Below are 26835 nucleotides of genomic sequence, written 5' to 3' on the forward strand. Positions count from 1 at the left end.
ATTTGTGATGCAACCTGAACTCGACATTTACGGAATTTACATTCCGACCCTCGGCGTGCTGGCGCTCGGAGCCTATTTCGCAAACACGATTATGCAACGCCTTCTGGCGCGCGCCCGCTTCTACCGTTTCGTATGGCACCGGCCGCTGTTCGATGCTGCCATGTATTTTTGCATTCTCGGCTCAGCAGCCGTCCTTCTCAATGGAATACCGCTATGAAAAAGCTCTTTGCACATTCAGGCCGTGTCTTTGTAACCCTCGTCATGGTCACGATGGCGGGGCTTCTTGGCTGGCATTTGTGGGACTATTACATGAACGCGCCTTGGACGCGCGACGGCAAGATTCGTGCGGATGTTGTGCGTGTTGCGCCGGATGTTTCTGGACTGGTTGGCGAAGTGCTCGTTCATGATAATGAAGCGGTCCACCGTGGCGATGTGATCTTCCGCATCGATCAGGCCCGTTACAAGCTCGCCCTGCAAACGGCGGAAGCCAAGATCGATAGCAGCAAGGCGGCGCTCGACATGGCTAACCGCGATCTGGTTCGCTATCGCCAGCTTAACGATACGACCGTGACGCGTCAGAAACTGGAACAGATTGAAACAACGGCCCAGCAGGCAGAAGCTGCCTATCGGCAGGCGCAGCTGGATCGCGATCTCGCAGCGCTCAATCTGGACCGTTCTTCGGTGAAAGCGCCCGTAAACGGCGTGGTGACCAACTTCTCGCTTCAACCGGGCGACTATGTTTCCGCAGGTTCGGCTGTGACGGCTCTCGTTGACACGGATTCCTACTACGTCTCCGGTTATTTTGAGGAAAACAAGCTCGAACGTATCCAGGTAGGCGATCCGGTGGTGATCGATATCATGGGCAGCAAGGTTCAGCTCAAGGGGAAGGTCGAAGGTATTGCGGGAGGTATCGAGGATCGCGAACGCAGCGACTCATCCAGCCTGCTGGCGAATGTTTCGCCAACATTCAACTGGGTCCGGCTGGCGCAACGCGTTCCGGTGCGTGTGAAGCTTGAAGACGTGCCGGAGGGTGTACACCTTGTTGCGGGCCGGACAGTCAGTGTGTCGGTAGTGAACTGATCTATGACCCGGCTGTTGTCCGGGGCATTTCCATGTTACCGAATGTGAAAGTCGGTGGGGGATTCTCATGGGTGTACTGGTCGTTCAAAACTACCAAGGCTCCGGGTTGGGGCAGATTGAACCCATACTGACAGATGCGGGTTTTTCCATCGATCTGCGTCATCCCTACGATGGGGATACGCTACCGGCGGACGACGATGGATATCAGGCCCTGATCGTTCTGGGTGGCGAACAGAATGCGCTCGCCGATGACGAATGTCCTTATTTCCCGCATTTGCTTGAGCTGATACGCAAGTTTGGCGGCAGCGATAAGGCCGTTCTCGGCATTTGTCTGGGCAGCCAGCTCATAGCTCGCGCATATGGCGGCGAGAACATTCTGGATCGCCCCATGGAGTTCGGCTGGCGGGAGGTTCAGCTTACGGAAGAGGGTAAAGGCGATCCAGTCCTGTCCGCGGCGGGTGAGACCTTTCCAATCTTTCACTGGCACCGCGACACGTTTTCGCTTCCCAGGAATGCCATCCACATGGCAACCAGCGATATGACACCTCATCAGGCCTATCGCATCGGGCGTGCGGTCTACGGTACGCAGTTCCATTTCGAGGCAGACACAAAGCTTGTGGCCGAGTGGAACGATCAGCTTGGCGGCTTGATATCAGGCTTCGCTCCTCAGTGGACTGAGCAGTATCCAGTCCTTGCAGAGACATTCGGGATAAAGGCAGATGCTGCGGGTGCTGTATTAGCAAAGGCTTGGGTTAGCCAAATCTAGCCGCATCGTAACTGCCTTTTAACCTTAAGTCGCGGTTTTGCGTTGCCGCTTTGCCACACCGTTCAGCCAAACAGTGCTTCCCCGAAAAAAGCGGTGATCCGGCTGGAACCGTTCAGTTGCGGGTAACTTTTTTCGGGTGTAACTGAACGCCGTCTCCCCGGGCAGCGACCTAATGGGCAAGGCTGATCGCCATGCTCGCAAGTGGCGGCTCGTCTAACGAACTTTGTCCGGCCCGTCGAAAGAGTTTCCGAATATGACCGCCAAGCATGCCGCTCTTCTCACCGTTCTGATGGTTTCCGCGATTGTGTTCATGGCAGTCGGCATATTCACCGTCGACGCAGGCGACAATGCTATGTCGACCGACGGGTACGGCATTTCCAGCGCGCACTAGATCGCGTTTCGATCTGATTGGATCAGGTCGGCGTTTTATCTCTTTTTTGGATGCTCCCTAAGCGCATTATCTCGCTTCGATAAAACGCTTTTCCGCGCCATCGATCACGATGGCCGAAAGCTGTCCGCTTTTCCACGCATAAGTGTCAAGATTGACCCTGTTGGGTTGAATGTCGATGCCGCTTTGTGGGGTATGTCCGTGGACGACGACTTTTTCGAATGGTTCAGTCCATTTCAGGAAGGCTGTGCGAATCCAGATCAGCTCTTCGGGATCTTGCGCATCAAGCGGTACTGCGGGATTGATTCCGGCGTGGCAGAAGAAGAAATCGCCAAAATCCGCCGAGCGGGGCAAGGTGCGGATGAAGTCTATATGACTTTGCGGAACTGCGTTCACGAGCGCGGCATGACCATGGCGGGCTGAATCCGCATCGTTAAAATCAATTTCCACACCGTAGGACCGAGCGGTGTCAATGCCGCCATGCAGCGCGAATATCCCGGCGATGTCCCCCGTTGCCAGATAGGTGAGAAAACCGTCGTCGTGATTGCCAAGTAGCGAAATCACGCGCTCGTCCCTTTCCGACGCATCGATCAGGAAATCCAGCACCTCCTTCGATTTCGGACCGCGATCGATATAGTCACCCAGATGAATGATGCGCCAGTCGTGAACGGGCCGGCGATCAAGGTCGGCACGGATCAGCCCATGCATATCCAGAAGCAAGTCCAGGCGGCCATGTACGTCGCCAATTGCATAAAGGCGGATATCGTCAGGCCCTTTCGCATCTTTGAAAACAACACTCATTCGCCGTTATCATCCTTCACGTCTTTGGCCGTTTTCACGCCGGCCCGCTGCCGGTAGCGCAGGCGCGAGACACGTTCGCGTTCTTCGTGAAGCTCGCGATCATGCGTTGCCTGCTCCACGAAACGGATGTGTTTTTGAACCGCTTCCCGGGCCGCTTGCGGATTGCCGGCCATCACTGCATCGTAAATGGCGCGATGCTGCGACAAAAACATGTCGGCGACGCCGGGATAGCTGTAGATAAGGCTGCGATTGTAAAATACGCCATCCTTCAGCAGTTGATAGCATGACCGCAAGGTGTGCAGGAGAACGATGTTGTGAGCGGCTTCGCCAATGGCATTGTGCAATTCCACGTCTAGGCGTGCTTCCGTGTCGAAATCACTGGCGCCATGGGCCTTTTCCATGGCTTCCATGATTTCGGTCAAAAGAGCCTTGTCTGCCGGTGTGGCTCGAAGCGCGGCATATTCGGCGGCAATGCTTTCGATTTCGCGACGATATTCGAGATAGTCCGCTGTCGCCTTGCGGTGATCGGCAAACAGCTTCACGACAGGCGCGCTGAATACCTGCCCGATCACATCAGCAACGAATGTACCTCCTCCATGGCGGGAAATCAGAAGTTCTGCGGTCTCAAGTCTCTTTAGGGCGTCGCGCAGGATTGGGCGCGAAATATCGAACTGGCGCGCCAGCTCGCGTTCACCGGGAAGCCGGTCGCCGCCACGCAGAACGCCTTCGAGGATAAGCGTTTCGATCTGGTGCACAACATCATCTGCTGTGCGGCTTGCCTGTATGCGTGAAAAAACCGTTTCCGCCATGCGCTCTGAAGCCTCTCTGTAACGGCGGCAAAGTAGCCGTTAGCCCCATATCCGGCAACGGAATATATTGGAATTGAAAGCCCGGTTCATAAGACAACCGGGCTTTCGTGCTTTGTCATCGAAAAATGATCAGGCTTTGTTGCGCTTGCGTGTTGCTACGAGGACGAAAAGTCCTGCGACCACGCCATACATCGCCCATTTGAATGGAAGTGCGTCTGCGGTCTCGCTACGGATGGGCAGTACGGTCACGGTGCCGGGACGGCTTTCCACACCGGGTTTGCCTTCGGCTTTAGCCTGTTCGATCTGCTGAGGGGAAACGACCCATTCGGCGCCACGCGATATGTCATAAAACATGAAGCCGCAGCCGACGATCACGGCGACGATAATTGCAAGAATGAAGCGTACAGGTGTGTTCATCATTTTTCCCAGAAAATCAGGATAGCAGGAGGAGGGCATCCGATTCGCTTGAATAACGGAGTGCGGAGGGAGCTAAGTCTTTTGAATCAAAAGCTTAGTCAGCTTTATATGCTGGCACGCTGATATAAAGCACGTGGCTTATTAACCGACGAATGAAAGCTGGTCTATTTTTTTGCTGCTTCGTGGTGGGATGTCCCGCTCTCCCAATAGGGAACGGGGCCATAAAGATCGGCAAGATAGTCGATGAACAGCCGGACCTTTGCTGGAAGAAACTGTTTCGATGGATAGACGGCATGAATTGCTACGTTGCGAGAAGCGGCATAGTCGGGCAGAACCTGTACCAGCTTTCCGGCCGCAAGTTCTGGCCCGATGTCCCAGGTTGAGCGCTGCGCGATACCAAGGCCCGCGAGCACTGCCTCCCTTACCATTTCGCTGGAATTGGTCTGCAAGGGCCCGACCGGACGGATGACGATCGGCCCTTTGGGGCCTTCCAGCCGCCAGGGGTCGTTGTTGTGCGGGGCAAGGCAGATGTGGTCTTGCAGGTCCTCAATCGTCTGTGGCGTGCCGCGTTCTGCGATATAGCCGGGCGATGCAACGAGAATGCGGCGCACGGGCGCTAGGCGACGTGCGACGAGTGTTGAATCGGAAAGTTCCGCGATCCGGATAGCAAGATCGTAACCATCCCCCACAATGTCCACCATTTCGTCGGTGAGCTGCATATTGACGGTGAGATCGGCATTGGCGCGCATGAATGGCACGAGATAGGGGGCAATATGCATGCGACCGAAGGTCGTCGGGGCCGAAATTTTCAATGTACCCCGTGCATCGGCGGAACGGCGGGCGACAAAGGCTTCCGCTTCCTCGATGTTGGAGAGAATGGCGAGAACGCGCTCATGATAGCCCTGACCGGCCTCGGTAAGTGCGATCTGGCGCGTCGTACGTTGAAGCAGGCGGGTTCCGAGCCGCTCTTCCAGACGTCCGAGGCGTTTTGAAACCACCGCTGGAGAAAGGCCCAGATCACGAGCGGCGGCTGACATGCTGCCCGTTGCCACGACGCGGGCAAAGATTTCCATATCTGCCAGACTGCTCATCATGCTCTGCTATCCCACTTCCTGCTGCATTTGCTAAAGCTTTGGGTTTTAAAAGCATCTAGCCGAGCGCTGGGAAACTAGGCAAGTAATTATGCCGCGGCGTGGAAACTGTTTAACCATCGGCTAAAGTGGTAAAAATGATTTACCACTTGACGAAAATGGTGTGGAGTGCACTTTGACCGGATAAGTGGTGGAGGAGAATATGAGCGGACTCATAATGCCGGAGCCGGACGCGTCCGTCATGCAAAAGCGTGAGCAGATCGTCGCGGATCTGCGCGGCATAGTGCCCGGCGAAGGCGTTGTCGATGCGATCAATGCGATGCGTGTGTTCGAGAGCGACGGTCTGACGGCACATCGCTCGCTGCCGCTGGTCGTCGTGCTCCCTGAAACCGTCGATCAGGTTGCGCGGGTTCTGCGCTATTGTCACGATAACAATGTTCGTGTCGTGCCGAGAGGGGCGGGGACTTCGCTCTCCGGTGGCTCCATGCCGTTGCAGGATGCCGTGCTTCTGGTCATGTCACGCTTCAACCGCATTCTGGCAATCGACTATCCTAACCGTGTCGCCGTGGTGCAGCCCGGCGTGACCAATCTCGGTATCACCAAGGCCGTCGAAAATGAGGGCTTTTATTACGCGCCCGATCCATCATCGCAGATTGCCTGTTCCATCGGGGGAAACGTCGCAGAAAATGCCGGTGGAGTGCATTGCCTCAAATACGGGCTCACCGCCAACAACGTCCTCGGGATCGAAATGGTGTTGATTACGGGCGAGGTAATCCGGCTCGGTGGCAAGCATCTCGATAGCGAGGGCTACGATCTCCTCGGCCTGATGACCGGTTCGGAAGGGCTACTCGGCGTCGTGACCGAAATTACCGTACGCATCCTGCAAAAGCCCGAAACAGCGCGGGCGGTGATGGTGGGCTTTTCCTCCAGCGAACAGGCAGGGCAGTGCGTGGCCGATATCATCGGTGCAGGCATCATTCCGGGCGGCATGGAGATGATGGACAGACCAGCCATCAAAGCCGCAGAAGATTTTGTACGGGTGGGCTATCCGCTTGATGTCGAAGCCTTGTTGATCGTCGAATTGGATGGGCCGCCCGTTGAGGTGAACTATCTGATTGGGCGGGTTGAAGCGCTGGCGCTCAAAAATGGCTCGACAACCTGTATCCTGTCTCAGTCGGAAGAGCAGCGTCTGGCTTTCTGGGCAGGGCGCAAGGCGGCGTTTCCGGCAGTGGGGCGCATCTCGCCGGATTATCTGTGCATGGACGGCACGATCCCGCGTAAGGAACTACCGCGAGTGCTGTCGGGTATGCGCGACCTGTCGGAGAAATACGGACTGCGTGTCGCCAATGTGTTCCATGCAGGCGACGGGAATCTGCACCCGTTGATCCTTTACGACGCGAATATTCCGGGCGAGTTGGAAGCCGCGGAGGATTTCGGTGCCGATATTTTGCGGCTATGTGTGAAAGTCGGCGGCGTTCTCACCGGCGAACATGGGGTCGGCATAGAAAAGCGCGATTTGATGCCGGAAATGTTCAACGAAATCGATCTCGACCAGCAGATGCGGGTCAAATGTGCCTTCGATGCAAAGCATCTGCTCAATCCCGGCAAAGTCTTTCCGCAATTGCGTCGCTGTGCCGAGCTTGGCCGTATGCATGTGCATCGTGGGGAACTGGCTTTCCCTGACATTCCTCGATTCTGATCTGAGGTTTGGATCATGAGTGATACAACTATTCTTAAGCCGCAGGACGAAGCTGGCGTTGTGGGCGCGGTGCAGGAAGCTTTGGCCCGTTCCACGCCGCTGGAGATTATTGGCCACGGTTCAAAGCGTGGCATTGGCCATTGGGTCGATGCAGGTCATGTGCTGGATGTGTCTGAACTCAAGGGCGTGACCTTGTACGAACCGGACGAACTGGTGCTTTCCGCCAAGGCAGGAACACCGATGGCCGAGATCGAAAAACTTCTGGCCGACAACAACCAGTGTTTTCATTTCGAGCCGATGGACTACGGCCCGCTGCTGTCGGGTGAAAGTGGCCGTGGTACGATCGGTGGTGCGCTTGCCGGGAACCTTTCGGGTCCGCGCCGTCTTAAGGCAGGTGCTGCGCGCGATCATGTGCTCGGTGTGCGTGTGGTGTCCGGACGCGGCGAATTGTTCAAATCCGGCGGACGGGTGGTCAAGAACGTGACCGGTTATGACTTGTCCAAGGGGATGGCCAATTCCTGGGGCACGCTGGGCGTTGCCACCGAGGTGACGTTCAAGGTTCTGCCGAAACCGGAAACAGCGGCAACGCTTGCCGTGCGTGGACTGACTGATGAACAGGCGGTGCGCGCGATGGCGATGGCCATGGGGTCGCGGGAGGAAGTCGCTTCCGCAGCGCATCTGCCGCCGACGGTTGCCAATCGCTTTCTGGATGGCAAGCTGGGCTGGGAGGCGGCAACTGTATTGCGGCTCGAAGGCTTTGCGCCTTCGGTTGAGCATCGCAGCCGCCAGTTGCAGGCGTTGCTCGGCGGGGTGGTTGACGTGCTCAACGAAGCGCAGTCGCACCAGCTTTGGCGCGAGGTGCGTGATGTCCTGCCTTATGCCAATGCAGGAGACAATCGCGCTGTTTGGCGGGTTTCGATGACTCCGATGCTGGGTTGGTGCATGGTGGACGAGTTCCGTCGCTATGCCGGCGTTGATGCCTTCTACGACTGGCAGGGCGGTTTGATCTGGATGCGGATGGAAGCCGATCCCGAAGCGCAAACATTGCGTCAACTCATTGCCAAATATGGCGGTGGCCACGCGACGCTTGTACGTGCGCCGGAGAGTGTTCGTTCAAGCGTTGAAGTGTTTGAGCCCCAACCGGCGGCACTTGCCGCACTTTCGCAGCGGCTGAAGCATCAGTTCGATCCAGAAAATATTCTCAATCCGGGGCGTATGCATCCCCGTCAGGCCGGAGCTTGAAACCATGCAGACCCATTTCAGCCCCGAGCAACTGCGCGATCCCGGTGTCAGTGAAGCGGAAAAAATCCTGCGCAAATGCGTGCATTGCGGGTTCTGTACCGCCACCTGCCCGACCTATGTGACGCTTGGCAACGAACTCGACAGTCCGCGTGGGCGCATCTATCTGATCAAGGATATGCTGGAAAATGGCCGCCCGGCGGATGAGGAAATCGTGCGCCATGTGGACCGATGCCTCTCCTGCCTTTCCTGCATGACAACCTGCCCGTCGGGCGTCAATTATATGCATCTGGTCGATCATGCGCGCGCACATATCGAAAAAACGTATAAACGCCCGTTCATGAACCGCTTCCTGCGTGGGGTGCTGGCGCAGGTTCTGCCCTATCCGGGCCGCTTCCGCGCCGCGCTGAAGCTTGCAAAACTCGGCAAGCCTTTCGTGCCGCTGCTGCGCAAAAGCCAGACTCTGCGACCGGTGGCGGCAATGCTCGATCTCGCACCGCGGAATTTGCCCGAGACTCCCAGGGTCGAAGCCCTCAGTGCTGCCAAAGGGGAGAAGCGTGGCCGCGTGGCAATCCTCAATGGTTGTGCGCAACCGGTACTCAATCCCGGCATCAATGCTGCGACCTTGCGTCTTCTGAACCGTTTCGGCATCGAGGTGGTGACGCCGAAGGGGGAGGGATGCTGCGGTTCGCTGGTCCATCATATGGGGCGCGAAGAGCAGGCGCTTGAGCAGGCACGTCATAATGTGGATATCTGGACCCGCGAACTGGAAGCAGGCGGGCTTGATGCAATCATTGTCACGGCTTCGGGTTGCGGGACGACCATCAAGGATTATGGTTACATGCTTCGGCTGGACCCTGCTTATAAGGAGAAAGCTGCGCGCGTGTCGTCACTGGCCAAGGACATCACCGAATATCTCGTCGGCATCGAATTGCCGGAACCGGACGTACCCCAAGACTTGACAGTTGCCTATCATTCCGCCTGTTCCATGCAGCACGGGCAGAAAATTACACGCCAACCCAAAGACCTGCTTTCAAGGGCAGGTTTCAAGGTCAAAGAGCCGCTCGAGGGGCATCTTTGCTGCGGATCGGCGGGTACCTATAACATCCTGCAGCCGGAGATTGCCGTAAAACTGCGGGACCGCAAGGTAAGAAATATCGAGGCAACGGGGGCCGATCTTATCGCCACCGGCAATATCGGCTGCATGACGCAGATTGCTACGGGCAGCAAACTGCCCATCGTTCACACGGTAGAGTTGATCGACTGGGCCTATGGTGGCCCGAAGCCGCAAGGATTGTCGCAGATCGCTGCATAAAAAAACCGGGCAATCGCCCGGTTTTTCGCCCGTTCAGCCAGCCGAGAATGTACTCGGATTCGGGCCTAACCGGCCGTCGGCCTTGTCCAGCTTCGTAATCGCATCATGATCGGTTCCGTTGAGGCGGAAATCGAAAATATCGAAGTTTTCCTTGATGCGGGCGGGCGTCACGGACTTCGGAATGACGATATTACCGGTCTCGATGTGCCAGCGCAGGATGATTTGCGCAACCGACTTGCCATGCTTTTCAGCGATGGCCTTCAGCGTGGCATTTTCCAGTATCTGACCTTGCCCGAGCGGGCTCCATGCTTCCGTTGCGATGTTGTGCTTGCCGTGGAACAGACGCAACTCGTCCTGCTGGAATTGCGGGTGCAATTCAATCTGGTTGAGAACCGGCGTTACGCCGCTTTCCTTGATGACGCGTTCGAGGTCGGCTGTGCGGAAATTGGACACGCCAATGGATTTCGCTCGACCCTCTTCTTTCAGCTTCACAAACGCACGCCATGTTTCCATGAAGAGGTCTTTTGAAGGCGTCGGCCAATGGATGAGATAGAGATCCACATAATCCGTGTCGAGCTTTTTCAGGCTCGTGTCGAACGCTTTCAGCGTCGAGTCATAGCCTTGCTCGCTATTCCACAGTTTCGTGGTGAGAAAAATGTCGCCGCGCGCGATGCCGGAATTCTTGATCGCCTTGCCGACGCCCTCTTCATTGCCATAAATGGCAGCGGTATCGATATGGCGATATCCTGCTTTCAATGCTTCGCTGACAGCGGCGACCGCCTCGTCGTTGCCCACTTGCCAGACACCGTACCCGAGCTGCGGGATGTGATTGCCGTCGTTCAGTTTAACCATCGGTACGGTCATGTTTTATCCTTTCCCTCGAAGCACCCGGCGCAGGATTGATCCCTCGATGCGCTGGGATGCTATTTGACCTGCATGCCGGGTCGTCCCCCGGCACGGACTGCCATGTGGCAGTCCTTTTCGTATCTTTCTGGACTTTGCCATGGTCAGCATATGGGTGTTCGCGGGAAAAGGAAAAGCCCTTTCAATCACGTTTCCAAATCTGCGATCATTCTTTCTGTGCAGAAAATTTGGTCGTTTCAGATTTATGAAAACAATGCGACCGCCCCGGTGAAAAGGCGGTCGCGAGAAGCTTGAAAAAGGCGGTTGTTCTAACGGACAACGACCTTCGCGCCGACCGGAACACGTTCGTAAAGATCGGTCACATCTTCATTGCGCATTCGAATGCAGCCCGAAGACATGGCCTTGCCGATGGTCCAGGGTTGATTGGTCCCGTGGATCCGATAGAGCGTGGCGCCGAGATATAGGGCGCGCGCACCAAGAGGATTATTGATCCCCCCTTCCATGCGCGCGGGCAGGATGCGTCCCTTCTTGCGCTCGCGGGCGATCATTTCCTTCGGGGGTGTCCAGGTAGGCCATTCAGCCTTGCGGCTGATGCGCTGGGAACCTTTCCAGCTGAATCCCTGCTTTCCGACACCGACACCATAGCGCATGGCTTTGCCGTCCGACTGCACGAGATAAAGGAAGCGCTTGCCTGTATCGATGACGATCGTGCCCGGCTTTTCTTTTCCCGAATAGGAAACAGTCTGCGGCAGATAAGCCGGGTCGATCTGGTGCTTTCGCACCGTGGTGGCAGGGTTTGCAGCCGGGCGTTGGTATGAAACCTGGCGATAGCTCGATTTCGCTCTCTGCTTTTGTCTGTTGGCAACGCGCGGTGCTGGCTGCAGATTTTGCGGCACGGCTTTGATGCGGGCAGGTTGCCCATGCAACTGGGCAACCCACGGAGCTGAAAGATCAGGGCTCACGCGTACCGGCGGGAGGGTGGCATAGCGGTCATTGGCAAACGCCATGCTAGTGCTGACAATGGAAACGGCAATCGCCGCAAGCGATCCGATTAAAAGAAGATGACGTGGTTTCATAATCCAAATCCGTCTCTTTGCGCCGGAAACTCTTTATGGCGCAGTTGCCCCTTGCAGCTCCTGACATCGGTTGTCAGGAGAGCGGCCCTCATGCTCGAGTGGGGATTGTGCGCCGGAATGGAATCGTAAAGGTAAATTTCGGCCGCGTGTTTCGCCTGGCGCCCCTTCCAATTAAAGTTGTGGTTAGTGGCAAGTTGCGCGACATAATTAATTATCGATAAAACTTGGGAGGCAGAGCAATGAATGATGTTGCCGAGGCAAGAACCGGTCTGATTGTCGGTGCCGATGGAATGACACGTTGCTTCTGGCCGGGCGAGTTACCTGACTATCTTGCCTACCATGACAATGAATGGGGCGTTCCTGTTTCAAACGATTTTCGACTTTTTGAGAAAATCTGTCTCGAAGGTTTCCAGTCCGGGTTGTCGTGGCTGACAATCTTGCGAAAGCGGGAGAATTTTCGCGCTGCTTTCGATGGCTTTGATTTCCATCGGGTTGCACGGTACGGGCAGGCGGACGTGGAGCGCCTTTTGGCGGACAAAGGCATTGTGCGCCACCGGGGCAAGATTGAATCGACGATCAATAATGCCAAACGCGCAATTGAACTGGTTGCAGAAAAAGGGTCGTTGGCAGCTTATTTCTGGTCTTTCGAGCCGGGTGCAAAAGATCGCCCCGTTGTCGTGGACTATCCGACCCTGATCGCCAATCCAAAGACCGAGATATCTATTCGCATTTCCAAAGATCTGAAAAAGCGCGGCTGGTCATTTGTCGGACCAACCACGGTCTACGCCTTCATGCAGGCCATGGGGCTGGTGAACGACCACATTGAAGGTTGTCATTGCCGGGCGCACATTGAAAAATTGCGACAGAGTTTCAAAAGACCCAGTTAAGGCGGCCGATTGCTAAGCATCCTCATTTCTGCGAGAAACATCCACCTTTGAAGATGGGAGATGGTCATGGATCTGGTGTCGTTGTTGGCATTTGCCGGCATTCTGGTTGTTGCGGCGGGGACGCCCGGGCCGAATGTGGGAGCGTTGGTGGCACGTGTCATCAGCCGCGGTCACAAGGGCGTCTTTCCATTCATGTTCGGCCTGTGGCTCGGTGATGCTATCTGGCTTTCATTGGCCGTCTGGGGACTGGCCGCACTGGCCAACACGTTCCACACAGCATTTCTCATCCTCAAATATGTCGGCGTGGCCTATCTGATTTATCTGTCGTGGAAGATGTGGATCGCGCCAGTTGACGAAGTCGCAGATGAGAATGCCATTCCCCGTCAGGGGGAGGCCGGAAAGCTCTTCCTTAGCGCAATGGCAATCACGCTTGGCAATCCGAAGATCATGGTTTTCTACCTTGCCATCCTGCCGACGGTAGTCGACATCACCCATGTTTCGCTGGTTGGCTGGGCCGAACTGTTGCTCGTCATGTTTGTCGTTCTTGCGGCGGTCGATACCGCATGGGTGGTGCTCGCAGCGCAGGCCCGGCGGTTTCTTCGCAGCCCGCGCATGATGCGGATTGCCAACAGGACAGCGCTGGGATGATGGCGGGAGCTGCAGTCGCCATTGCGACACGCTGAACATATTCCCCGCACTTGCCGCAACGGACTTGATCGGTTAGGAAACCGGCAACAGAATTGGTGCCGGCTCCAATCGGCATATATGTACAAATCAGCGATCAGGCGGGAAAAATGGCCGATAAAGCGGACAAGATGAAGGCGCGGTTGCCGCGCGGGTTTGTCGATCGGGTGCCGGATGATTTGCGCGCCGCCGAAAAGATGATGGCGACCATCCGCGAAGTTTACGACCTCTATGGCTTTGAGCCGGTGGAAACGCCGCTTGTGGAATATACGGATGCGCTCGGAAAATTCCTGCCGGATCAGGACCGCCCGAACGAAGGCGTGTTCTCGTTTCTGGACGATGACGACCAATGGCTGTCGCTGCGCTATGATTTGACCGCGCCGCTCGCGCGTTACGTCGCTGAAAATTTTGAGTCGCTGCCAAAGCCTTATCGCAGCTACCGCAATGGCTGGGTGTTCCGCAACGAAAAGCCGGGTCCGGGTCGGTTCCGCCAGTTCATGCAGTTCGATGCCGATACTGTCGGCGCACCGAATGTCTCGGCTGACGCCGAAATGTGCATGATGATGGCCGACACGCTGGAACGTCTCGGCATTCGCCGCGGAGATTATGTGATCCGCGTCAACAACCGCAAGGTGCTCGATGGTGTGCTGGATGCTATCGGGCTGCAAGGCGAGGGCAATGCCGCCAAGCGTCTCAATGTGCTGCGCGCTATCGATAAGCTCGACAAGTTCGGCCCGGAAGGTGTTCGCCTTCTGCTCGGCAAGGGACGTCTCGATGAAAGCGGCGATTTCACCAAGGGCGCTGAACTCCCTGACGCCTCGATTGAAAAAATCCTGGCATTCACTGCTGCCGGCGGCGCGACCGGGGCTGATACGATTGCCAATCTCCACACGGTTGTGGCGGGTAACGCCAAGGGTGAAGAAGGCGTGACAGAACTTGCCGACATGCAGGCGTTGTTCTCGGCGGGCGGCTATGATGGCCGCGTGAAGATCGACCCGTCTGTCGTGCGCGGGCTCGAATACTACACGGGCCCGGTTTTCGAAGCCGAGCTCCTGTTCGACGTGACCAACGAAGACGGCCAGAAGGTCGTGTTCGGTTCCGTAGGCGGCGGGGGGCGTTATGACGGTCTGGTGTCGCGCTTCCGGGGTGAGCCGGTGCCTGCAACGGGCTTCTCCATCGGTGTTTCGCGTCTGATGACGGCTTTGAAGAACCTGGGCAAGCTGGACGTTTCTGATGTCGTCGGTCCCGTGGTTGTCCTGGTCATGGACAAGGACTCACAAAGCCTTGGCCGCTATCAGAAGATGGTTTCCGATCTGCGTCAGGCGGGCATTCGCGCCGAAATGTATGTCGGCGGCTCCGGCATGAAGGCGCAGATGAAATATGCGGATCGCCGCGAGGCGCCGTGCGTCATCATTCAGGGCTCGCAGGAACGCGAGGCTGGTGAGGTGCAGATCAAGGATCTGGTTGAGGGCAAGCGCCTGTCTGCTGAGATCGAAGACAATGTGACGTGGCGCGAGAGCCGCCCGGCGCAGATCACGGTCAGGGAAGAAGGGCTTGTCGAGGCAGTCCGCGAAATCCTTGCCAGTCAGGCGCGGGATCGCGCGGAACAGTCGAAGTGACGAAAGCCATGGCTGGATCAAACTCGCCCGGCATTCTCAGTTCTCTTCGCGCGGCCCTCGATGCGCGTGAAGCCGAACTTGTCGAAATTCCGCTGATTCAGCCGGCTGATCCATTTCTGGATATGGCGGGCGAGGATTTGCGCCGCCGTATTTTTCTGACCGAAAACGAAAACGGCGATAGCCTGTGCCTGCGACCGGAATTTACCATTCCTGTTTGCCGCAATCACATCGAGCTTAACGCAGCCACGCCCAAGCGTTACGCCTATCTCGGCGAAGTGTTCCGTCAGCGTCGTGACGGGGCAGCCGAATTTCTTCAGGCCGGTATAGAGGATCTGGGGGCTTCCGACGAAGCGACGTCCGATGCCCGTTCCATCGCTGATGCGCTGGCCTGCGTTCGCGCGGCCGCTCCCGAAGCTGCGTTTGAGATTGTTCTGGGAGACCAGTCGGTCTTTGCCGGCATGCTGAAAGCGCTGGGCCTGCCGCAAGGATGGCGCAAGAAACTGTTGCGTTCCTTCGGTGATGCGGGTTCTATGGAGCAGGTGCTCGCTGAACTGACGGGCGCACAGCGACGCGATCCATTACCGGAAACGCTTGCGGTTCTTGTGGCGGAAGGCGACGAATCCGGGCTTGCGCGCATGCTGGAAGCAGAAATGCTCGAAGCTGGAATTTCGCCCGGTGCCGGACGTTCCCCTGCCGAGATCGCGCGGCGGTTGATCGAAAAGGAAGACCTGGCGGCTACGCGCTTCCCGGCATCGGCGCTCGATCTTCTGAAACAGTTTCTCGAAATGCGCGTCTCGCTCGATTCCGCAGCCGTTACCCTGCGAGCATTCGCTTCGGAACACGCTCTTGATCTGGCTGCGGTGCTGCAGAAATTCGAAGCACGCAGTGACGCCATTGCGAATGCAGGCATTGCCACCAGAGACATTGTCTATGATGCGTCCTTCGGGCGCCCACTCGATTACTATACCGGTCTCGTTTACGAAATCCGGGCTGCGGGCGTCGAGAAAGATGGCATCCTTGCGGGCGGTGGACGCTATGACCGACTTCTGACCATGCTTGGCGCTTCGGAAAACATTCCCGGTGTCGGCTTTTCCATCTGGCTCGACCGGTTGCAGATGCTGGCGGGAGAGAAAAAATGAGTGTGACGCTGGCATTGCCGTCCAAGGGGCGGTTGAAGGAGCAGACGCTCGCTGTGCTTGAAAGAGCTGGCTACAAGGTGATCCTGCCGGATGACTCGCGCAATTATCGCGCCCGTGTCGAGGGCGAGCCTGATCTGGATATTCTGTTCCTTTCCGCTTCTGAAATTGCCCGTGAGTTGGGATATGGCAGCGTGGATCTTGGCGTGACCGGCGAAGACCTCGTTCGCGAGACGCTGGCGCACTCGGAAGAGCGTGTGGCTATCGAAGCCGAACTGGGTTTCGGTCACGCTGATGTTGTCGTGGCCGTACCGGAAGTCTGGCGTGATGTGACCAGCATGGCCGATCTGGACGATGTGGCGGCAGATTTCCGCCAGCGCCACGGTCGCCGCCTTCGTATCGCCACCAAATACTGGCGGCTGACGCAGCAGTTCTTTTCGCAGAAACACGGCATTCAGGTTTACCGCATTGTAGAAAGCCTTGGCGCGACCGAAGGCGCTCCGGCTGCGGGCTCAGCCGATATGATCGTCGATATTACGTCGACTGGCTCCACGTTGCGGGCCAATAGGCTGAAGGTTCTTGAAGACGGCATTATCCTGCGCTCGCAAGCATGCCTCGTATCGGCACGCCGAAGCCGGGGGAACGCACGCGTCACGGACGTTGCGACGCGCATCCGTAAAGGATTGACCAGTTAGAGCATTTCCTGTTTTCATAAATCATTGGAAATGCTTTCTCTGTTTGTTTTATCGCGCCTCTTCTCCGAATACCGGTTCCCACTTTTCGGGGTGCGCTCTAGTTCTTCGCAACACGATCTTGAAATAAGAAAAACCGCACCATTTTCATGGCGCGGTTTTTTCATTTTATTGCGATGAGAATGTCGATCAGCCGCGCTTGGCGTCGATCGAGAGGGCGCCTGCGCCGTGCAGGGCAAGAATGAACAGGCCGCCAGCAATTGCGAGGTTCTTCTGCGCCATCATGGCGTTCATGCCCTGAGAGAAGTCCATATGGGCAACGAGCGTCGCACCGATGGTGAAGAGGCCGACAACAGCCGCAGCAATGCGGGTCTGAAAGCCAACGAGAATTGCGAGGCCGCCTACAAATTCAACCAGACCGACGACAACAGCCGTAACGATGGGGAGCGGAAGGCCGAGGCCAGCGAAGTAACCTGCGGTGCCGGCAATGGCGGTCAGTTTGCCGTAGCCGGCAATGATGAAAAGAATTGAAAGAAAGATGCGGGCGATGAGCGTAACAACGCCGTTGGACTGCGGGGTGATAGAGGACATGCGGGGCTATCTCCTGTTGAACTGGGGCATCAATTAACGACTGCCGACTGTCAAGGAAAGCCGTCTAATCCTCGACAGTTTGTTTACAGTATGAATACCAATTCACTCTGGCGCAATCATTCTCTCTGCGCGCACCAGTCGCTCATAGTCTTCTTCCGACACGAGACCGCTCGCCAGCGCTTCCTCCCGCAAGGTCGTTCCATTCTTGTGTGCGGTCTTGGCAATCTTGGCCGCATTGTCATAACCGATCGCTGGAGCGAGCGCAGTGACGAGCATCAGCGAACGATCCAATAGTTCCTTGATGCGACCCAGGTTCGGCTCGATTCCATCCACACAATGATCGGCGAACGACACCATCGCGTCGCTGAGAATGCGGATCGACTGCAGGACATTATATGCGATCACCGGCTTGAACACATTGAGTTCAAAGTGCCCCTGGCTGGCAGCAACCGTAATTGTCGCCTGATTGCCGAACACCTGTGTTGCCACCATCGTCAAAGCTTCGGCCTGGGTCGGGTTAACCTTGCCCGGCATGATCGAGGATCCCGGTTCATTCTCCGGCAGTGACAGTTCACCGAGGCCAGAGCGCGGCCCGGAGCCAAGGAAACGAATATCGTTCGCGATCTTGAAGAGATCCGCCGCCAAGGCGTTCAAGCTGCCGTGGAAGTCAAGAATCGCACCATGGCTGGCAAGGGCTTCGAATTTGTTCGGTGCCGTCTTGAAGGGAAGGCCAGTTATTTCACTCACGGCTTCAGCAAAGCCTGTGTCGAAGCCGATTGGTGCATTCAGCCCCGTGCCGACTGCTGTCCCGCCCTGGGCGAGCAGAAAGACGTCTGCAAGCGATTGTTCTATACGGTGGCGCGCATATTCCAATGCAGCACGATAACCGGAAAATTCCTGTCCGAGTGTGACCGGGGTTGCATCTTGCGTATGCGTTCGGCCGATCTTGATAATATCCTTGAACGCTTCTTCCTTGATCTTGAGCGCGTTGGTCAGATGTTCCAGCGCCGGATAGAGCCGATGGACCGCCTCAACCGCGGTGGCGATATGGATCGCTGTCGGGAAGCTGTCATTGGACGATTGGCTCATATTTACGTGGTCGTTGGGATGAACCGGCTTTTTCGATCCCATTTCACCACCGAGAAGCTCGATGGCCCGGTTTGAAATGACCTCATTGGCGTTCATGTTCGATTGCGTGCCCGAACCGGTCTGCCAGACGACCAATGGGAAATGATCGTCGAGTTTGCCCTCGATCACCTCCGAGGCGGCCACCGCGATCACCTGACCAAGAACCGGATCGAGCTTTCCCAGTGCAATATTGGTTTCCGCTGCGGCCCGCTTGACGACACCCAGCGCATGAACCAATGGTAGCGGCATGCGCTCTCCACCGATTTTGAAATTTTGCAGCGAACGCTGGGTCTGAGCGCCCCAGTAGCGGTCGGCAGGAACATCAATCGGTCCGAAAGTATCTGTTTCGGTACGAGTAGCGGTCATTTCTGATCTCCGGCTGACGTGGACTCGGAACCGAGCCGTGCACAACGAATATAACACCGCCATTTGCTGGCGGCTCATGTTTCTTCGTGAAACTTTAAAGCGCAATCAATTGATAAAATATGACGAAAAAAGTCAATTTTTATTGACCGTTGGCACTGTCAAGAATCGCTGTCTTCGTCGTCATCCGTTTCGGATATCCAGGCGGTCGGTTCAATCTTACGCTGGGTTTTGCTGTCGGTGAACGTCCACCAGCCGGTATCCGCCTCGTCCCATTGACCGCCCCCGGCCTGCAGTTGGGCAAGTGTTCGATACTGCGCGATCGACTCGTTCCGCTGGTCATCGTCGTCGGTCCAGACGACTGTTATCTTTCGACCATCTTTCGGAGCCGTGGCGATGGGAAGTTCCTTGCGCATATGAATATCACTCCGTTGTAATCGGAAATAATCATAGGGCACACGATGCCTGCGGCAAGCCGGAATTCCGTGTTCCGGCTTGCCGTGTTCCCTATCAGCCGCGAGCGGCCTTTAGTGCCTTGCCCCACCAGATCAACTGGTCCAGCATATTCTTGGCCGCTTCCGCCAGATGAGGGAAATCATCCAGCTTGTTCTCGCCTTTCACGACCGCAAGATAGTCGGGGAAGAGGATGTGGACGCCCGTTTTGACGGACATGGAGGACATTTCGACGGCGATCATCCGCAGTTGCTCGACAGCGCGAGCACCGCCCACGCCTCCGTAACCAACGAAGCCCATTGGCTTCTGTATCCAGTCGCCATAGTCGATGGCATTCTTCAGAACGGCGGTCGGCGCATGATTATACTCAGCGGCCGTAAGAATGTAGGCGTCGAACTCCCGCAGTTTCGTTTTCCATTTGTCGGCGGTTTCGGCCTGAGCGGTCGTGGTAGTCGTGTCGCCATAGAAACCCATCGGATAATCCGCGACATCGAGAACTTCGACGTCCAGTTCCGACCGCTCGGCAACGAGCTTGGCAATCCACTGGGCTGGAACGGGCGCAAAACGTTGTTCACGGGTGCTGCCGATGATAACGGCGACTTTGAGCTTGGACATAGATGACACCTTTATTGCATGGTAACCATTGGAGACCGACGCTATATAAGTGACCAAATTCCCACGCAAGGAGGCACTTTTATGAAACCCGGTGACTTCAAGGAAACCAATGCATGCAGGACCGTAACGGAGATTTTGTCGCGTGTTGGCGATAAATGGACTGTGCTCGTGGTGAGTTATCTCGGTAATCGCCCGATGCGTTTCAATGAATTGCGCCGAACCGTCGAGGGCATTTCCCAGAAGATGCTGACGACCACGCTACGCAATCTGGAACGGGATGGCTTCGTCAATCGTACCATCTTTCCGACAATTCCGCCCAAGGTCGAGTATGAACTGACAGAAATGGGGCGTGACCTGTTGAGGCCTGTACGTGCGCTGGGTGAATGGGCAATAGCCAATGAAGCAAAAGTAATGATGGCGCGCGCCCGGTATGACGCCCTCGCATCGGGGAAGGCGCAGAGCGACGCTGCAGAATAGAGGCTGGACTTGTGAAGGAGAGCAAGTGGAAAGACAGGCCGAAGCCTGTCTTTCCTGTTGCCTGAGACAGGACTTCCATAGTGCGGGGGCAAACAGGAAGTCCGTCTCTATGTCATCTCGGATTGATCATGATTGGTGGTAGAGTGTCAATCAGAAGTTTCTGAAATAACCGCTTCGCGGCGGCAAAGCGCAAGCAAAGTAAATTTTTCATAAATCACAAATAGTTACGTCACGTAAAAAGAAAGGCGGCCAAGGGCCGCCTTTCTCACATTCCATCGAAACGAGGACTTGGATTTCTTAGAAATCCATGCCGCCCATACCGCCCATGCCGCCAGGCATGCCAGCCGGAGCTGCATCCTTCTTCGGCAGTTCGGCAATCATGGCTTCGGTCGTGATCAGGAGACCGGCAACCGATGCTGCATTCTGCAGGGCCGTGCGGACAACCTTGACCGGATCGACAACGCCAGCCTTGATCAGGTCGCCAAATTCACCGGAGGCAGTGTTGTAGCCATAGGTTTCAGAGGCATTCTCAAGGATCTTGCCAACGATGACCGAAGCTTCTTCACCGGCATTGGTCGTGATCTGGCGAGCCGGAGCCTGCAGAGCGCGACGAACGATGTTGATGCCAGCTTCCTGGTCGGCATTGATGCCCTTGGCAGAAATCTTGGCCGAAGCGCGGAGGAGTGCGGTACCACCGCCAGCAACGATGCCTTCTTCAACCGCAGCGCGGGTTGCGTTCAGCGCGTCGTCAACGCGGTCCTTCTTTTCCTTCACTTCAACTTCAGTTGCACCGCCGACGCGGATGACGGCAACGCCACCAGCGAGCTTGGCAAGACGTTCCTGAAGCTTTTCGCGGTCGTAGTCCGAAGAGGTTTCTTCGATCTGCTGCTTGATCTGCCCAACGCGAGCGTCGATTTCAGCCTTCTGGCCTGCACCGTCGACGATCGTGGTGTTTTCCTTCGAGATCGAGACCTTCTTGGCGCGGCCGAGCATGTCGAGCGTGACGGTTTCGAGCTTGATGCCGAGGTCTTCGGAGATAACCTGACCACCGGTAAGGATCGCGATGTCTTCGAGCATTGCCTTGCGGCGGTCGCCGAAGCCAGGAGCCTTGACAGCAGCAATCTTCAGGCCGCCGCGCAGCTTGTTGACGACGAGCGTTGCAAGCGCTTCGCCTTCGACGTCTTCAGCGATGATGACGAGTGGCTTCGAGGTCTGAACGACAGCTTCCAGAACCGGCAGAAGAGCCTGGAGGTTCGAGAGCTTCTTTTCGTGCAGAAGGATGTATGCGTCTTCGAGGTCAGCAACCATCTTTTCAGGGTTGGTGACGAAGTAAGGCGACAGGTAGCCGCGGTCGAACTGCATGCCTTCAACGACTTCGAGTTCGGTTTCAGCGGTCTTGGCTTCTTCAACCGTGATCACGCCTTCATTGCCGACCTTCTGCATCGCTTCGGCGATCATCTTGCCGATTTCGGCTTCGCCGTTAGCGGAGATCGTGCCAACCTGGGCAACTTCTTCCGAGGTGTTGATCTTCTTGGCCTTGCCGAGAAGTTCCGCAACGACTTCCGAAACTGCGAGATCGATGCCGCGCTTCAGGTCCATCGGGTTCATGCCGGCAGCAACAGCCTTTGCGCCTTCCTGAACGATAGCCTGGCCCAGAACGGTAGCGGTCGTCGTGCCGTCGCCAGCGGTGTCGTTGGTCTTGGAAGCCACTTCGCGCAGCATCTGTGCGCCCATGTTTTCGAACTTGTCTTCCAGTTCGATTTCCTTGGCGACCGATACACCGTCCTTGGTGATGCGCGGAGCGCCGAAGGACTTGTCGATAACAACGTTACGACCCTTCGGGCCGAGCGTTACCTTAACAGCGTCAGCGAGGATATCGACGCCGCGCAGCATCTTTTCGCGCGCAGTGCGGCCGAATTTTACGTCTTTTGCAGCCATTTTACTCTCCTGGGAATTGTCCCGGTCAGATTATGGTGAATTGGTTTCAGGTAAGGGCGAAACCGCCCGAGGCTTGATTAGCCAACGATACCCAAAATATCGGATTCCTTCATGATCAGCAGGTCTTCGCCGCCGATCTTGACTTCGGTGCCCGACCACTTGCCGAACAGAACCTTGTCGCCAGCCTTGACTTCCAGAGCAATCAGCTTGCCTGCTTCGTCACGAGCGCCAGCGCCAACAGCGACGATTTCGCCTTCCTGCGGCTTTTCCTTGGCGGTGTCAGGGATGATGATGCCGCCAGCGGTCTTGGCTTCCGATTCAACGCGACGAACGACGACGCGGTCATGAAGCGGGCGGAACTTGATATCAGCCATGGTATAACCCTTGGTGTTATAGACGTTGAACCCTGATAACGGATCGAACCGATCCGCGCTTGTTAGCACTCACCGTGTGAGAGTGCTAACGTGGTTCTGAGATAGAAGGCGCGTCTGATCTTGTCAAGATTGCCTGAAGAATTTGACAGGCGAATGATGGTTAATTTGCACCATCCTTAACGCAGAACCACCATGGCAGTCGCAGCCGATACCCGCATATGGTGATGCCTATGCCGTTATCAATCGACGAGACGCAAGTTTGACAGTTCATCGCCAATCTGCCGAAAGGTCTCGCTCAGTTCGCCGCCGGTCGAATTCCAGAAGAGTTTGGCCGGTTTGCCGCCTTCCATGCGCACGCGTGAGTTTGAAGAGCACGATCTCAACAAGTCTATTTGTGCTTTCTCTGTGCTGTTTGCTTCGTTGAGATCGAGCGCGACCGTCATGACAATGATATTGGCGGCTTTAGCGTTGTCGCAGAGTTTGGCAAAGCGGGCATTCAAAGCCTTGGTGTATGTCGTGTTGTTTTGGGAAACTGAAACGCCGCTTTCCTGAAAGAGGCGGCTCTGGCTATATTTTTTGGTTATGCGGGCGGTATAGCCATGTGTCGAGTAATAGGACAGGTTCCCGGCACGGTCCGGGCCCGAGCCAGCCAGACCGTCATATTTGTAATAAGTATTGGCGCCATCGGTGAGTACGATCACCACCTTGTCATTGCCTCGTTCCGTTGAGGCCCGGGCTTCTGTGAACGGGGCTCCCTGGACGATGGTTCGCCAGCCCCAGGCCATGGCTTCGGGGACATTCGTGCCGCCGTTCGGCCCCATTGCCTTGATTGCGGTCTGGACCGTTTTCATCCCTTGTTCGGTTGTAACGTCAGTCAAAGGCGTGAGCGGCAATGTTGTGCAGCTATAGTTAGGGCCACCGCCTTCCGATCTTCCGTTCCGGTAAATCTTGTCGAGGGAATCGCGCAGATAGTATTTTTTCAGGTCGCTTTGTCGGGGTGAGTAGGCGAGAGACATATCATCTTGCCACCAGCTGTTCAAAACGGTGGAAGTGACATTTCCCCTGCTATCCACGTTGTAATATTCAGCCGGACCGAACATCGGCACAAACAACGTATCTGGATTATTGTCAGAAGGTGGCGTTACATCCAGCGCAAAAGGTCCGGGACGAGATTCGACGCACCCCTGCCAGGCGAGCCATGGCTCGCTTGATCTCCGTGTGAGGTCAGCATAAAGCTCCGCCCGTGAAAAAGGCTTGTTGTTACGGTCTCCCCAGCCGGTTCCCACTTTGTAATATCGTCCGCTGCCCGCGGGCTTTTCTTCTATCTTGCGGCTAGCGTCGATCGTGACGGGCAGGGTGAAATTTTCAAGATTGACGGAAGATTTGCCTTCCGGGTCCATCCAGGCCGCATTGAGATATTGTGGGCCGACATTCACAGAACCGGCGAAAGGAACCAGCGAAAACTGCACTGGTTTTTCGACATAGGTTATGAGCGCGGATTGTGAGGCCATCGTCTCCACAAGTTGCGAGGCGGCATCCTTTAGAAGATCGATGCGTTTCTTTGACGATCCGCTTCTTGTTTCAGCCATTGAACCGGAGTTGTCGAGGACGAGAGCGACTTCAATGGTGTTCTTGAGCCGGACAGACGCGGTGAGCGTATATCGGTGTCTATCCCAATTGTCGCCTGTAAGGCGGGAGGCGACGACGCTAAACAGGGATTTGTAGGTGAATACGGCGGTGGCCTGTACTTGCTGGTCCGTCGTCTTGTCCTGGGGAAAGGTAATCTGGAAATTGATCGCGTCTGCGCTCAGCGCGGTGACGTTGGCGTTAAAAATTCGGGCACCGTAGTCCTGTACGACCGTATGGCTTTCGCCCGTGGAAAACCTCTTGCCTACAGCCAAAGCGGCGGCATCCAGCGAAGCCTGCACGTTGTTGCGAACGCGCATGAGGTTTGCGGTGTCAACCGCAACCATGCCGGCCAGAAGCAGGGGGACGAGCACCAAAGCCGCGATCATGGCGAAATTCCCACGCTCGTCTTTCCCGAAGCGCAGGATGGTCAATTGAGGCGAACAGCGAAAAACCCGCGCCTGAAGCCTGCCGGCTTTCGTGATCCAGTTCTTCATTTTGGCCCCGCCGACGGTTGTGTTCGCAATTGATGAAATGGAAAGTTGTACTTGCTCCTACCAGCATCTTTCTAACAGTCGGTCACGAAGCAGGGTAAATGAACGATGAAGAATCCCATGGGATAATTGGACGCGCTTTAGCTGTCGGATTCGGGCCTAAAGGCCGTGACAGATGTGGTTGGCTACGCTAGATGGAGCGCTGGCAATCCATCACACGGCCCTAGCGGTTCTCGCCTTACAGACGAATTATCAAGAGGAAACCATGAAGCAGCTTGAACGCCTCGACGATCTGACCGACCAGTACGATGTGCTCTTCTGCGATGTATGGGGTGTGGTGCACAATGGTGTGGCCGCTTATCCGGCTGCAATCGAGGCGCTGAAACGCGCACGCGCCAAGGGTGTTACGGTCGTTCTTGTAACCAATTCTCCAAGGCCGCACCCCGATGTTGAAAAGCAGATGCTTGGCCTTGGTGTGCCCTCGGATACATATGATCGCGTAGTCACGTCCGGTGATGTAACCCGGGATCTGATTGCAGAAGGTCCGCGCAAGGTGTTTCATATCGGCTGCGAGCGCGAACTGACCATCTATGACGGTCTCGATGTCGAACTGGTCGAAGAATTTGAAGCTTCGGGCGTCGTCTGTACCGGGCTTTATGATGACGAAAGCGAAACGCCAGACGACTACAAGGAATTACTGGTCCGGCTGCGCTCGCGCAATCTTCCGTTCATCTGCGCCAATCCGGATATCATGGTTGAACGCGGTTCGCGGTTGATCTGGTGCGCTGGCGCTCTCGCGCGAGAATATGGTCAGCTCGGCGGACGTACTCTCATAGCTGGAAAACCACATCGCCCGATTTATGAGGCAGCTTTGCGGTTTGCCGAAGAAATTCGCGGCACGAAAGTCGAGAAAAGCCAAATTCTTGGGATCGGTGACGGGGTTCTCACCGATGTTAAGGGGGCTGCCGACTTCGGGCTGGATGTGCTTTACATCTCCGGTGGAGTTCATGCAGCGGACTATACGACCGACGGCACCGTTGACATTGCCCGAATGGAGGCGTTTCTCCAGAAGCATGGCAACCGCCCGGTTGCTGCGCTGAATGCTCTTGTTTGAATGAGGGTAACCTCTTACGACCAGTCAAAGACCAGATCAAAATGACCAAATCCAGCTTTCAGCGCCTTTCTGGAACGGATTCCCTGCCGGGACACCTGCACAATTGTGTGGTGGCAATCGGCAATTTCGACGGGGTTCACCGCGGTCATCAGGCCGTTCTCGAACGCGCGCTGGAGATTGCCGAAAAACGTGGCTTGCCGGCCGTTGTTTTGACTTTCGAGCCGCACCCACGCAGCTTTTTCAAGCCGGATGCACCGATCGATCGTTTGACTGCAGCGCCCAGAAAGGCCGAAATCCTACGTCTCATGGGGTTTGATGCTGTCGTTGAGCAGCCCTTCACCGTTGAATTGTCCTCCCGGTCGGCGGAAGATTTCGTCGAGCACATTCTGGTCGAACGATTGCACGCAAGCTGTGTCGTCACGGGGTATGATTTTCACTTCGGCAAGGGACGACGCGGAACACCGGAATTCCTTCAGGAGGCGGGAGAAACTGCCGGGTTTACGGTTACGCTTGTCGATGCCTTTACGGATGAAGGCGATAATCTTGTCTCGTCGACCCGCATAAGAAATCTGCTTTGCGAAGGCGATGTCGCCCAGGCGGCGGGACTTCTCGGTTATCGCTATATGGTCTGCGGTGAAGTCATCCACGGCAAGAAGCTCGGGCGAACGCTAGGGTTCCCTACAGCCAATATGCAAATCGATGCCCAGGCGGGCTTGAAGCATGGAATCTATGCCGTCAGGTTCCGGCGTGCGAATGGCGACATTTACGACGGTGTTGCAAGTTTCGGTCGGCGTCCAACTGTCGACAGCGATGGTTCTCCGCTACTTGAAACGTTTCTCTTCGACTTTTCAGGCGATCTATATGGCGAGACCGCTTGTGTATCGTTCTTCGGGTTTCTGCGCGGCGAGATAAAGTTCGATGGCCTTGATCCGCTTATCGATCAGATGAAGCGGGACGATGCCGAGGCGCGAGCGCTTCTTGCGGGGGCGAAGCCGCTGTCTGAGCTGGATCGCTTGCTTTCTTTTGCATGAAGCGAATTCGTGGTTGCTTTTTCCACTTAAAATTTAAATCAAATTTTAGTTATTCTCGACCAAAAGAG

Annotated in this window: 27 protein-coding genes and 1 pseudogene; 15 read left to right on the forward strand and 13 right to left on the reverse strand. The window is 56.1% G+C overall.

Annotation, left to right across the window (positions count from 1 at the left end; genetic code table 11):
- The first annotated feature begins 7 nt into the window (after positions 1 to 7).
- The 4 genes from ACS5UA_RS06880 (at position 8) to ACS5UA_RS06895 (ending at position 2237) form a co-directional block, all read left to right on the forward strand.
- On the forward strand, positions 8 to 217 hold the full coding sequence (locus tag ACS5UA_RS06880; RefSeq protein WP_031347316.1) for a DUF1656 domain-containing protein: 210 nt from the start codon (positions 8 to 10) through the stop codon (positions 215 to 217).
- Positions 214 to 1080 carry an efflux RND transporter periplasmic adaptor subunit gene (locus tag ACS5UA_RS06885; protein ID WP_021588174.1) on the forward strand — a complete coding sequence of 289 codons (867 nt, stop codon included), beginning with the start codon at positions 214 to 216 and terminating at the stop codon, positions 1078 to 1080. Before ACS5UA_RS06880 ends, ACS5UA_RS06885 begins: the two co-directional genes overlap by 4 nt.
- A gap of 67 nt (positions 1081 to 1147) precedes the next feature.
- Positions 1148 to 1846 carry a type 1 glutamine amidotransferase gene (locus tag ACS5UA_RS06890; protein ID WP_021588173.1) on the forward strand — a complete coding sequence of 233 codons (699 nt, stop codon included), beginning with the start codon at positions 1148 to 1150 and terminating at the stop codon, positions 1844 to 1846.
- Positions 1847 to 2099: 253 nt separating this feature from the next.
- Positions 2100 to 2237 carry a hypothetical protein gene (locus ACS5UA_RS06895; protein WP_006472492.1) on the forward strand — a complete coding sequence of 46 codons (138 nt, stop codon included), beginning with the start codon at positions 2100 to 2102 and terminating at the stop codon, positions 2235 to 2237.
- A gap of 66 nt (positions 2238 to 2303) precedes the next feature.
- Here ACS5UA_RS06895 and ACS5UA_RS06900 read toward each other — a convergent pair whose 3' ends face one another.
- The 4 genes from ACS5UA_RS06900 to ACS5UA_RS06915 all read right to left on the reverse strand — a co-directional run bounded on the left by ACS5UA_RS06900 (position 2304) and on the right by ACS5UA_RS06915 (position 5355).
- Positions 2304 to 3035, reverse strand: a complete 732-nt coding sequence (locus ACS5UA_RS06900; protein WP_021588172.1) for a metallophosphoesterase — start codon at positions 3033 to 3035, stop codon at positions 2304 to 2306.
- Entirely contained in the window at positions 3032 to 3844 is an 813-nt protein-coding gene (locus tag ACS5UA_RS06905) for an FCD domain-containing protein (RefSeq protein WP_006468475.1), read from the reverse strand. The genes ACS5UA_RS06900 and ACS5UA_RS06905 overlap by 4 nt, the downstream gene beginning before the upstream one ends.
- A gap of 129 nt (positions 3845 to 3973) precedes the next feature.
- Positions 3974 to 4261: a hypothetical protein gene (locus ACS5UA_RS06910; protein WP_241084066.1), complete on the reverse strand. Its 288-nt coding sequence runs from the start codon at positions 4259 to 4261 to the stop codon at positions 3974 to 3976.
- Between the two features lie 164 nt (positions 4262 to 4425).
- Positions 4426 to 5355: a LysR family transcriptional regulator gene (locus ACS5UA_RS06915; protein ID WP_006468477.1), complete on the reverse strand. Its 930-nt coding sequence runs from the start codon at positions 5353 to 5355 to the stop codon at positions 4426 to 4428.
- A 199-nt stretch (positions 5356 to 5554) separates the two neighbouring features.
- Between ACS5UA_RS06915 and ACS5UA_RS06920 the strand changes: the two genes are divergently transcribed.
- From ACS5UA_RS06920 to glcF, 3 genes are read left to right on the forward strand one after another with little or no spacing between them, the layout of a single operon-like run.
- A complete protein-coding gene (locus ACS5UA_RS06920) occupies positions 5555 to 7051 on the forward strand; it encodes an FAD-linked oxidase C-terminal domain-containing protein (protein ID WP_241084065.1) in 1497 nt (498 codons plus the stop codon).
- Positions 7052 to 7066: 15 nt separating this feature from the next.
- On the forward strand, positions 7067 to 8293 hold the full coding sequence (gene glcE, locus ACS5UA_RS06925; RefSeq protein ID WP_241084064.1) for a glycolate oxidase subunit GlcE: 1227 nt from the start codon (positions 7067 to 7069) through the stop codon (positions 8291 to 8293).
- A gap of 4 nt (positions 8294 to 8297) precedes the next feature.
- Positions 8298 to 9605, forward strand: coding sequence for a glycolate oxidase subunit GlcF (gene glcF, locus ACS5UA_RS06930; protein WP_176073069.1), 1308 nt, complete (start codon positions 8298 to 8300; stop codon positions 9603 to 9605).
- Between the two features lie 33 nt (positions 9606 to 9638).
- Here glcF and ACS5UA_RS06935 read toward each other — a convergent pair whose 3' ends face one another.
- Together ACS5UA_RS06935 and ACS5UA_RS06940 are read right to left on the reverse strand one after the other, a co-directional pair.
- The gene (locus ACS5UA_RS06935) at positions 9639 to 10469 is read right to left on the reverse strand and encodes an aldo/keto reductase (RefSeq protein ID WP_021588168.1); all 831 of its coding nucleotides are present in this window, start codon (positions 10467 to 10469) and stop codon (positions 9639 to 9641) included.
- 308 nt (positions 10470 to 10777) lie between these two features.
- On the reverse strand, positions 10778 to 11545 hold the full coding sequence (locus ACS5UA_RS06940) for a L,D-transpeptidase (RefSeq protein ID WP_021588167.1): 768 nt from the start codon (positions 11543 to 11545) through the stop codon (positions 10778 to 10780).
- A gap of 239 nt (positions 11546 to 11784) precedes the next feature.
- On the opposite strand from ACS5UA_RS06940, the gene ACS5UA_RS06945 reads away from it, so the two are divergent.
- From ACS5UA_RS06945 to hisG, 5 genes and pseudogenes are all read left to right on the forward strand, one after another.
- Positions 11785 to 12432, forward strand: a complete 648-nt coding sequence (locus ACS5UA_RS06945; protein ID WP_021588166.1) for a DNA-3-methyladenine glycosylase I — start codon at positions 11785 to 11787, stop codon at positions 12430 to 12432.
- 66 nt (positions 12433 to 12498) lie between these two features.
- Positions 12499 to 13115 (forward strand): annotated as a pseudogene (locus tag ACS5UA_RS06950) (LysE family translocator).
- A 111-nt stretch (positions 13116 to 13226) separates the two neighbouring features.
- The gene (gene hisS / locus ACS5UA_RS06955) at positions 13227 to 14735 is read left to right on the forward strand and encodes a histidine--tRNA ligase (protein ID WP_241084062.1); all 1509 of its coding nucleotides are present in this window, start codon (positions 13227 to 13229) and stop codon (positions 14733 to 14735) included.
- 8 nt (positions 14736 to 14743) lie between these two features.
- Positions 14744 to 15874, forward strand: coding sequence for an ATP phosphoribosyltransferase regulatory subunit (locus ACS5UA_RS06960; protein WP_241084061.1), 1131 nt, complete (start codon positions 14744 to 14746; stop codon positions 15872 to 15874).
- Entirely contained in the window at positions 15871 to 16566 is a 696-nt protein-coding gene (gene hisG / locus ACS5UA_RS06965) for an ATP phosphoribosyltransferase (RefSeq protein WP_241084060.1), read from the forward strand. Before ACS5UA_RS06960 ends, hisG begins: the two co-directional genes overlap by 4 nt.
- Positions 16567 to 16752: 186 nt before the next feature.
- On the opposite strand, the gene ACS5UA_RS06970 is transcribed toward hisG, so the two are convergent.
- The 4 genes from ACS5UA_RS06970 to ACS5UA_RS06985 form a co-directional block, all read right to left on the reverse strand.
- Positions 16753 to 17154, reverse strand: a complete 402-nt coding sequence (locus ACS5UA_RS06970) for a DoxX family protein (RefSeq protein WP_241084059.1) — start codon at positions 17152 to 17154, stop codon at positions 16753 to 16755.
- 102 nt (positions 17155 to 17256) lie between these two features.
- Entirely contained in the window at positions 17257 to 18648 is a 1392-nt protein-coding gene (gene fumC, locus ACS5UA_RS06975; protein WP_100652091.1) for a class II fumarate hydratase, read from the reverse strand.
- A gap of 158 nt (positions 18649 to 18806) precedes the next feature.
- Positions 18807 to 19061 carry a hypothetical protein gene (locus ACS5UA_RS06980; RefSeq protein WP_100650561.1) on the reverse strand — a complete coding sequence of 85 codons (255 nt, stop codon included), beginning with the start codon at positions 19059 to 19061 and terminating at the stop codon, positions 18807 to 18809.
- 94 nt (positions 19062 to 19155) lie between these two features.
- On the reverse strand, positions 19156 to 19713 hold the full coding sequence (locus ACS5UA_RS06985; protein WP_241084058.1) for an NADPH-dependent FMN reductase: 558 nt from the start codon (positions 19711 to 19713) through the stop codon (positions 19156 to 19158).
- A gap of 81 nt (positions 19714 to 19794) precedes the next feature.
- Here ACS5UA_RS06985 and ACS5UA_RS06990 point away from each other — a divergent pair, with 81 nt between their 5' ends.
- Positions 19795 to 20190 carry a winged helix-turn-helix transcriptional regulator gene (locus ACS5UA_RS06990; protein WP_113475279.1) on the forward strand — a complete coding sequence of 132 codons (396 nt, stop codon included), beginning with the start codon at positions 19795 to 19797 and terminating at the stop codon, positions 20188 to 20190.
- 297 nt (positions 20191 to 20487) lie between these two features.
- Here the strand turns inward: ACS5UA_RS06990 and groL are convergent, their stop codons facing one another.
- From groL to ACS5UA_RS07005, 3 genes are all read right to left on the reverse strand, one after another.
- On the reverse strand, positions 20488 to 22128 hold the full coding sequence (groL, locus tag ACS5UA_RS06995; RefSeq protein WP_006468493.1) for a chaperonin GroEL: 1641 nt from the start codon (positions 22126 to 22128) through the stop codon (positions 20488 to 20490).
- Between the two features lie 77 nt (positions 22129 to 22205).
- A complete protein-coding gene (gene groES / locus ACS5UA_RS07000) occupies positions 22206 to 22502 on the reverse strand; it encodes a co-chaperone GroES (protein ID WP_006472506.1) in 297 nt (98 codons plus the stop codon).
- 239 nt (positions 22503 to 22741) lie between these two features.
- Complete coding sequence (locus ACS5UA_RS07005) at positions 22742 to 24625, reverse strand: pilus assembly protein TadG-related protein (RefSeq protein WP_241084057.1); 1884 nt, start codon at positions 24623 to 24625, stop codon at positions 22742 to 22744.
- Between the two features lie 262 nt (positions 24626 to 24887).
- On the opposite strand from ACS5UA_RS07005, the gene ACS5UA_RS07010 reads away from it, so the two are divergent.
- Both ACS5UA_RS07010 and ACS5UA_RS07015 read left to right on the forward strand, forming a co-directional pair.
- Entirely contained in the window at positions 24888 to 25736 is an 849-nt protein-coding gene (locus tag ACS5UA_RS07010; RefSeq protein WP_241084056.1) for a TIGR01459 family HAD-type hydrolase, read from the forward strand.
- Positions 25737 to 25777: 41 nt separating this feature from the next.
- Positions 25778 to 26767, forward strand: a complete 990-nt coding sequence (locus tag ACS5UA_RS07015) for a bifunctional riboflavin kinase/FAD synthetase (protein ID WP_241084055.1) — start codon at positions 25778 to 25780, stop codon at positions 26765 to 26767.
- Positions 26768 to 26835 lie beyond the last annotated feature (68 nt).

The organism is Brucella sp. RRSP16, assembly GCF_052246815.1.
Classification (GTDB): domain Bacteria; phylum Pseudomonadota; class Alphaproteobacteria; order Rhizobiales; family Rhizobiaceae; genus Brucella; species Brucella intermedia.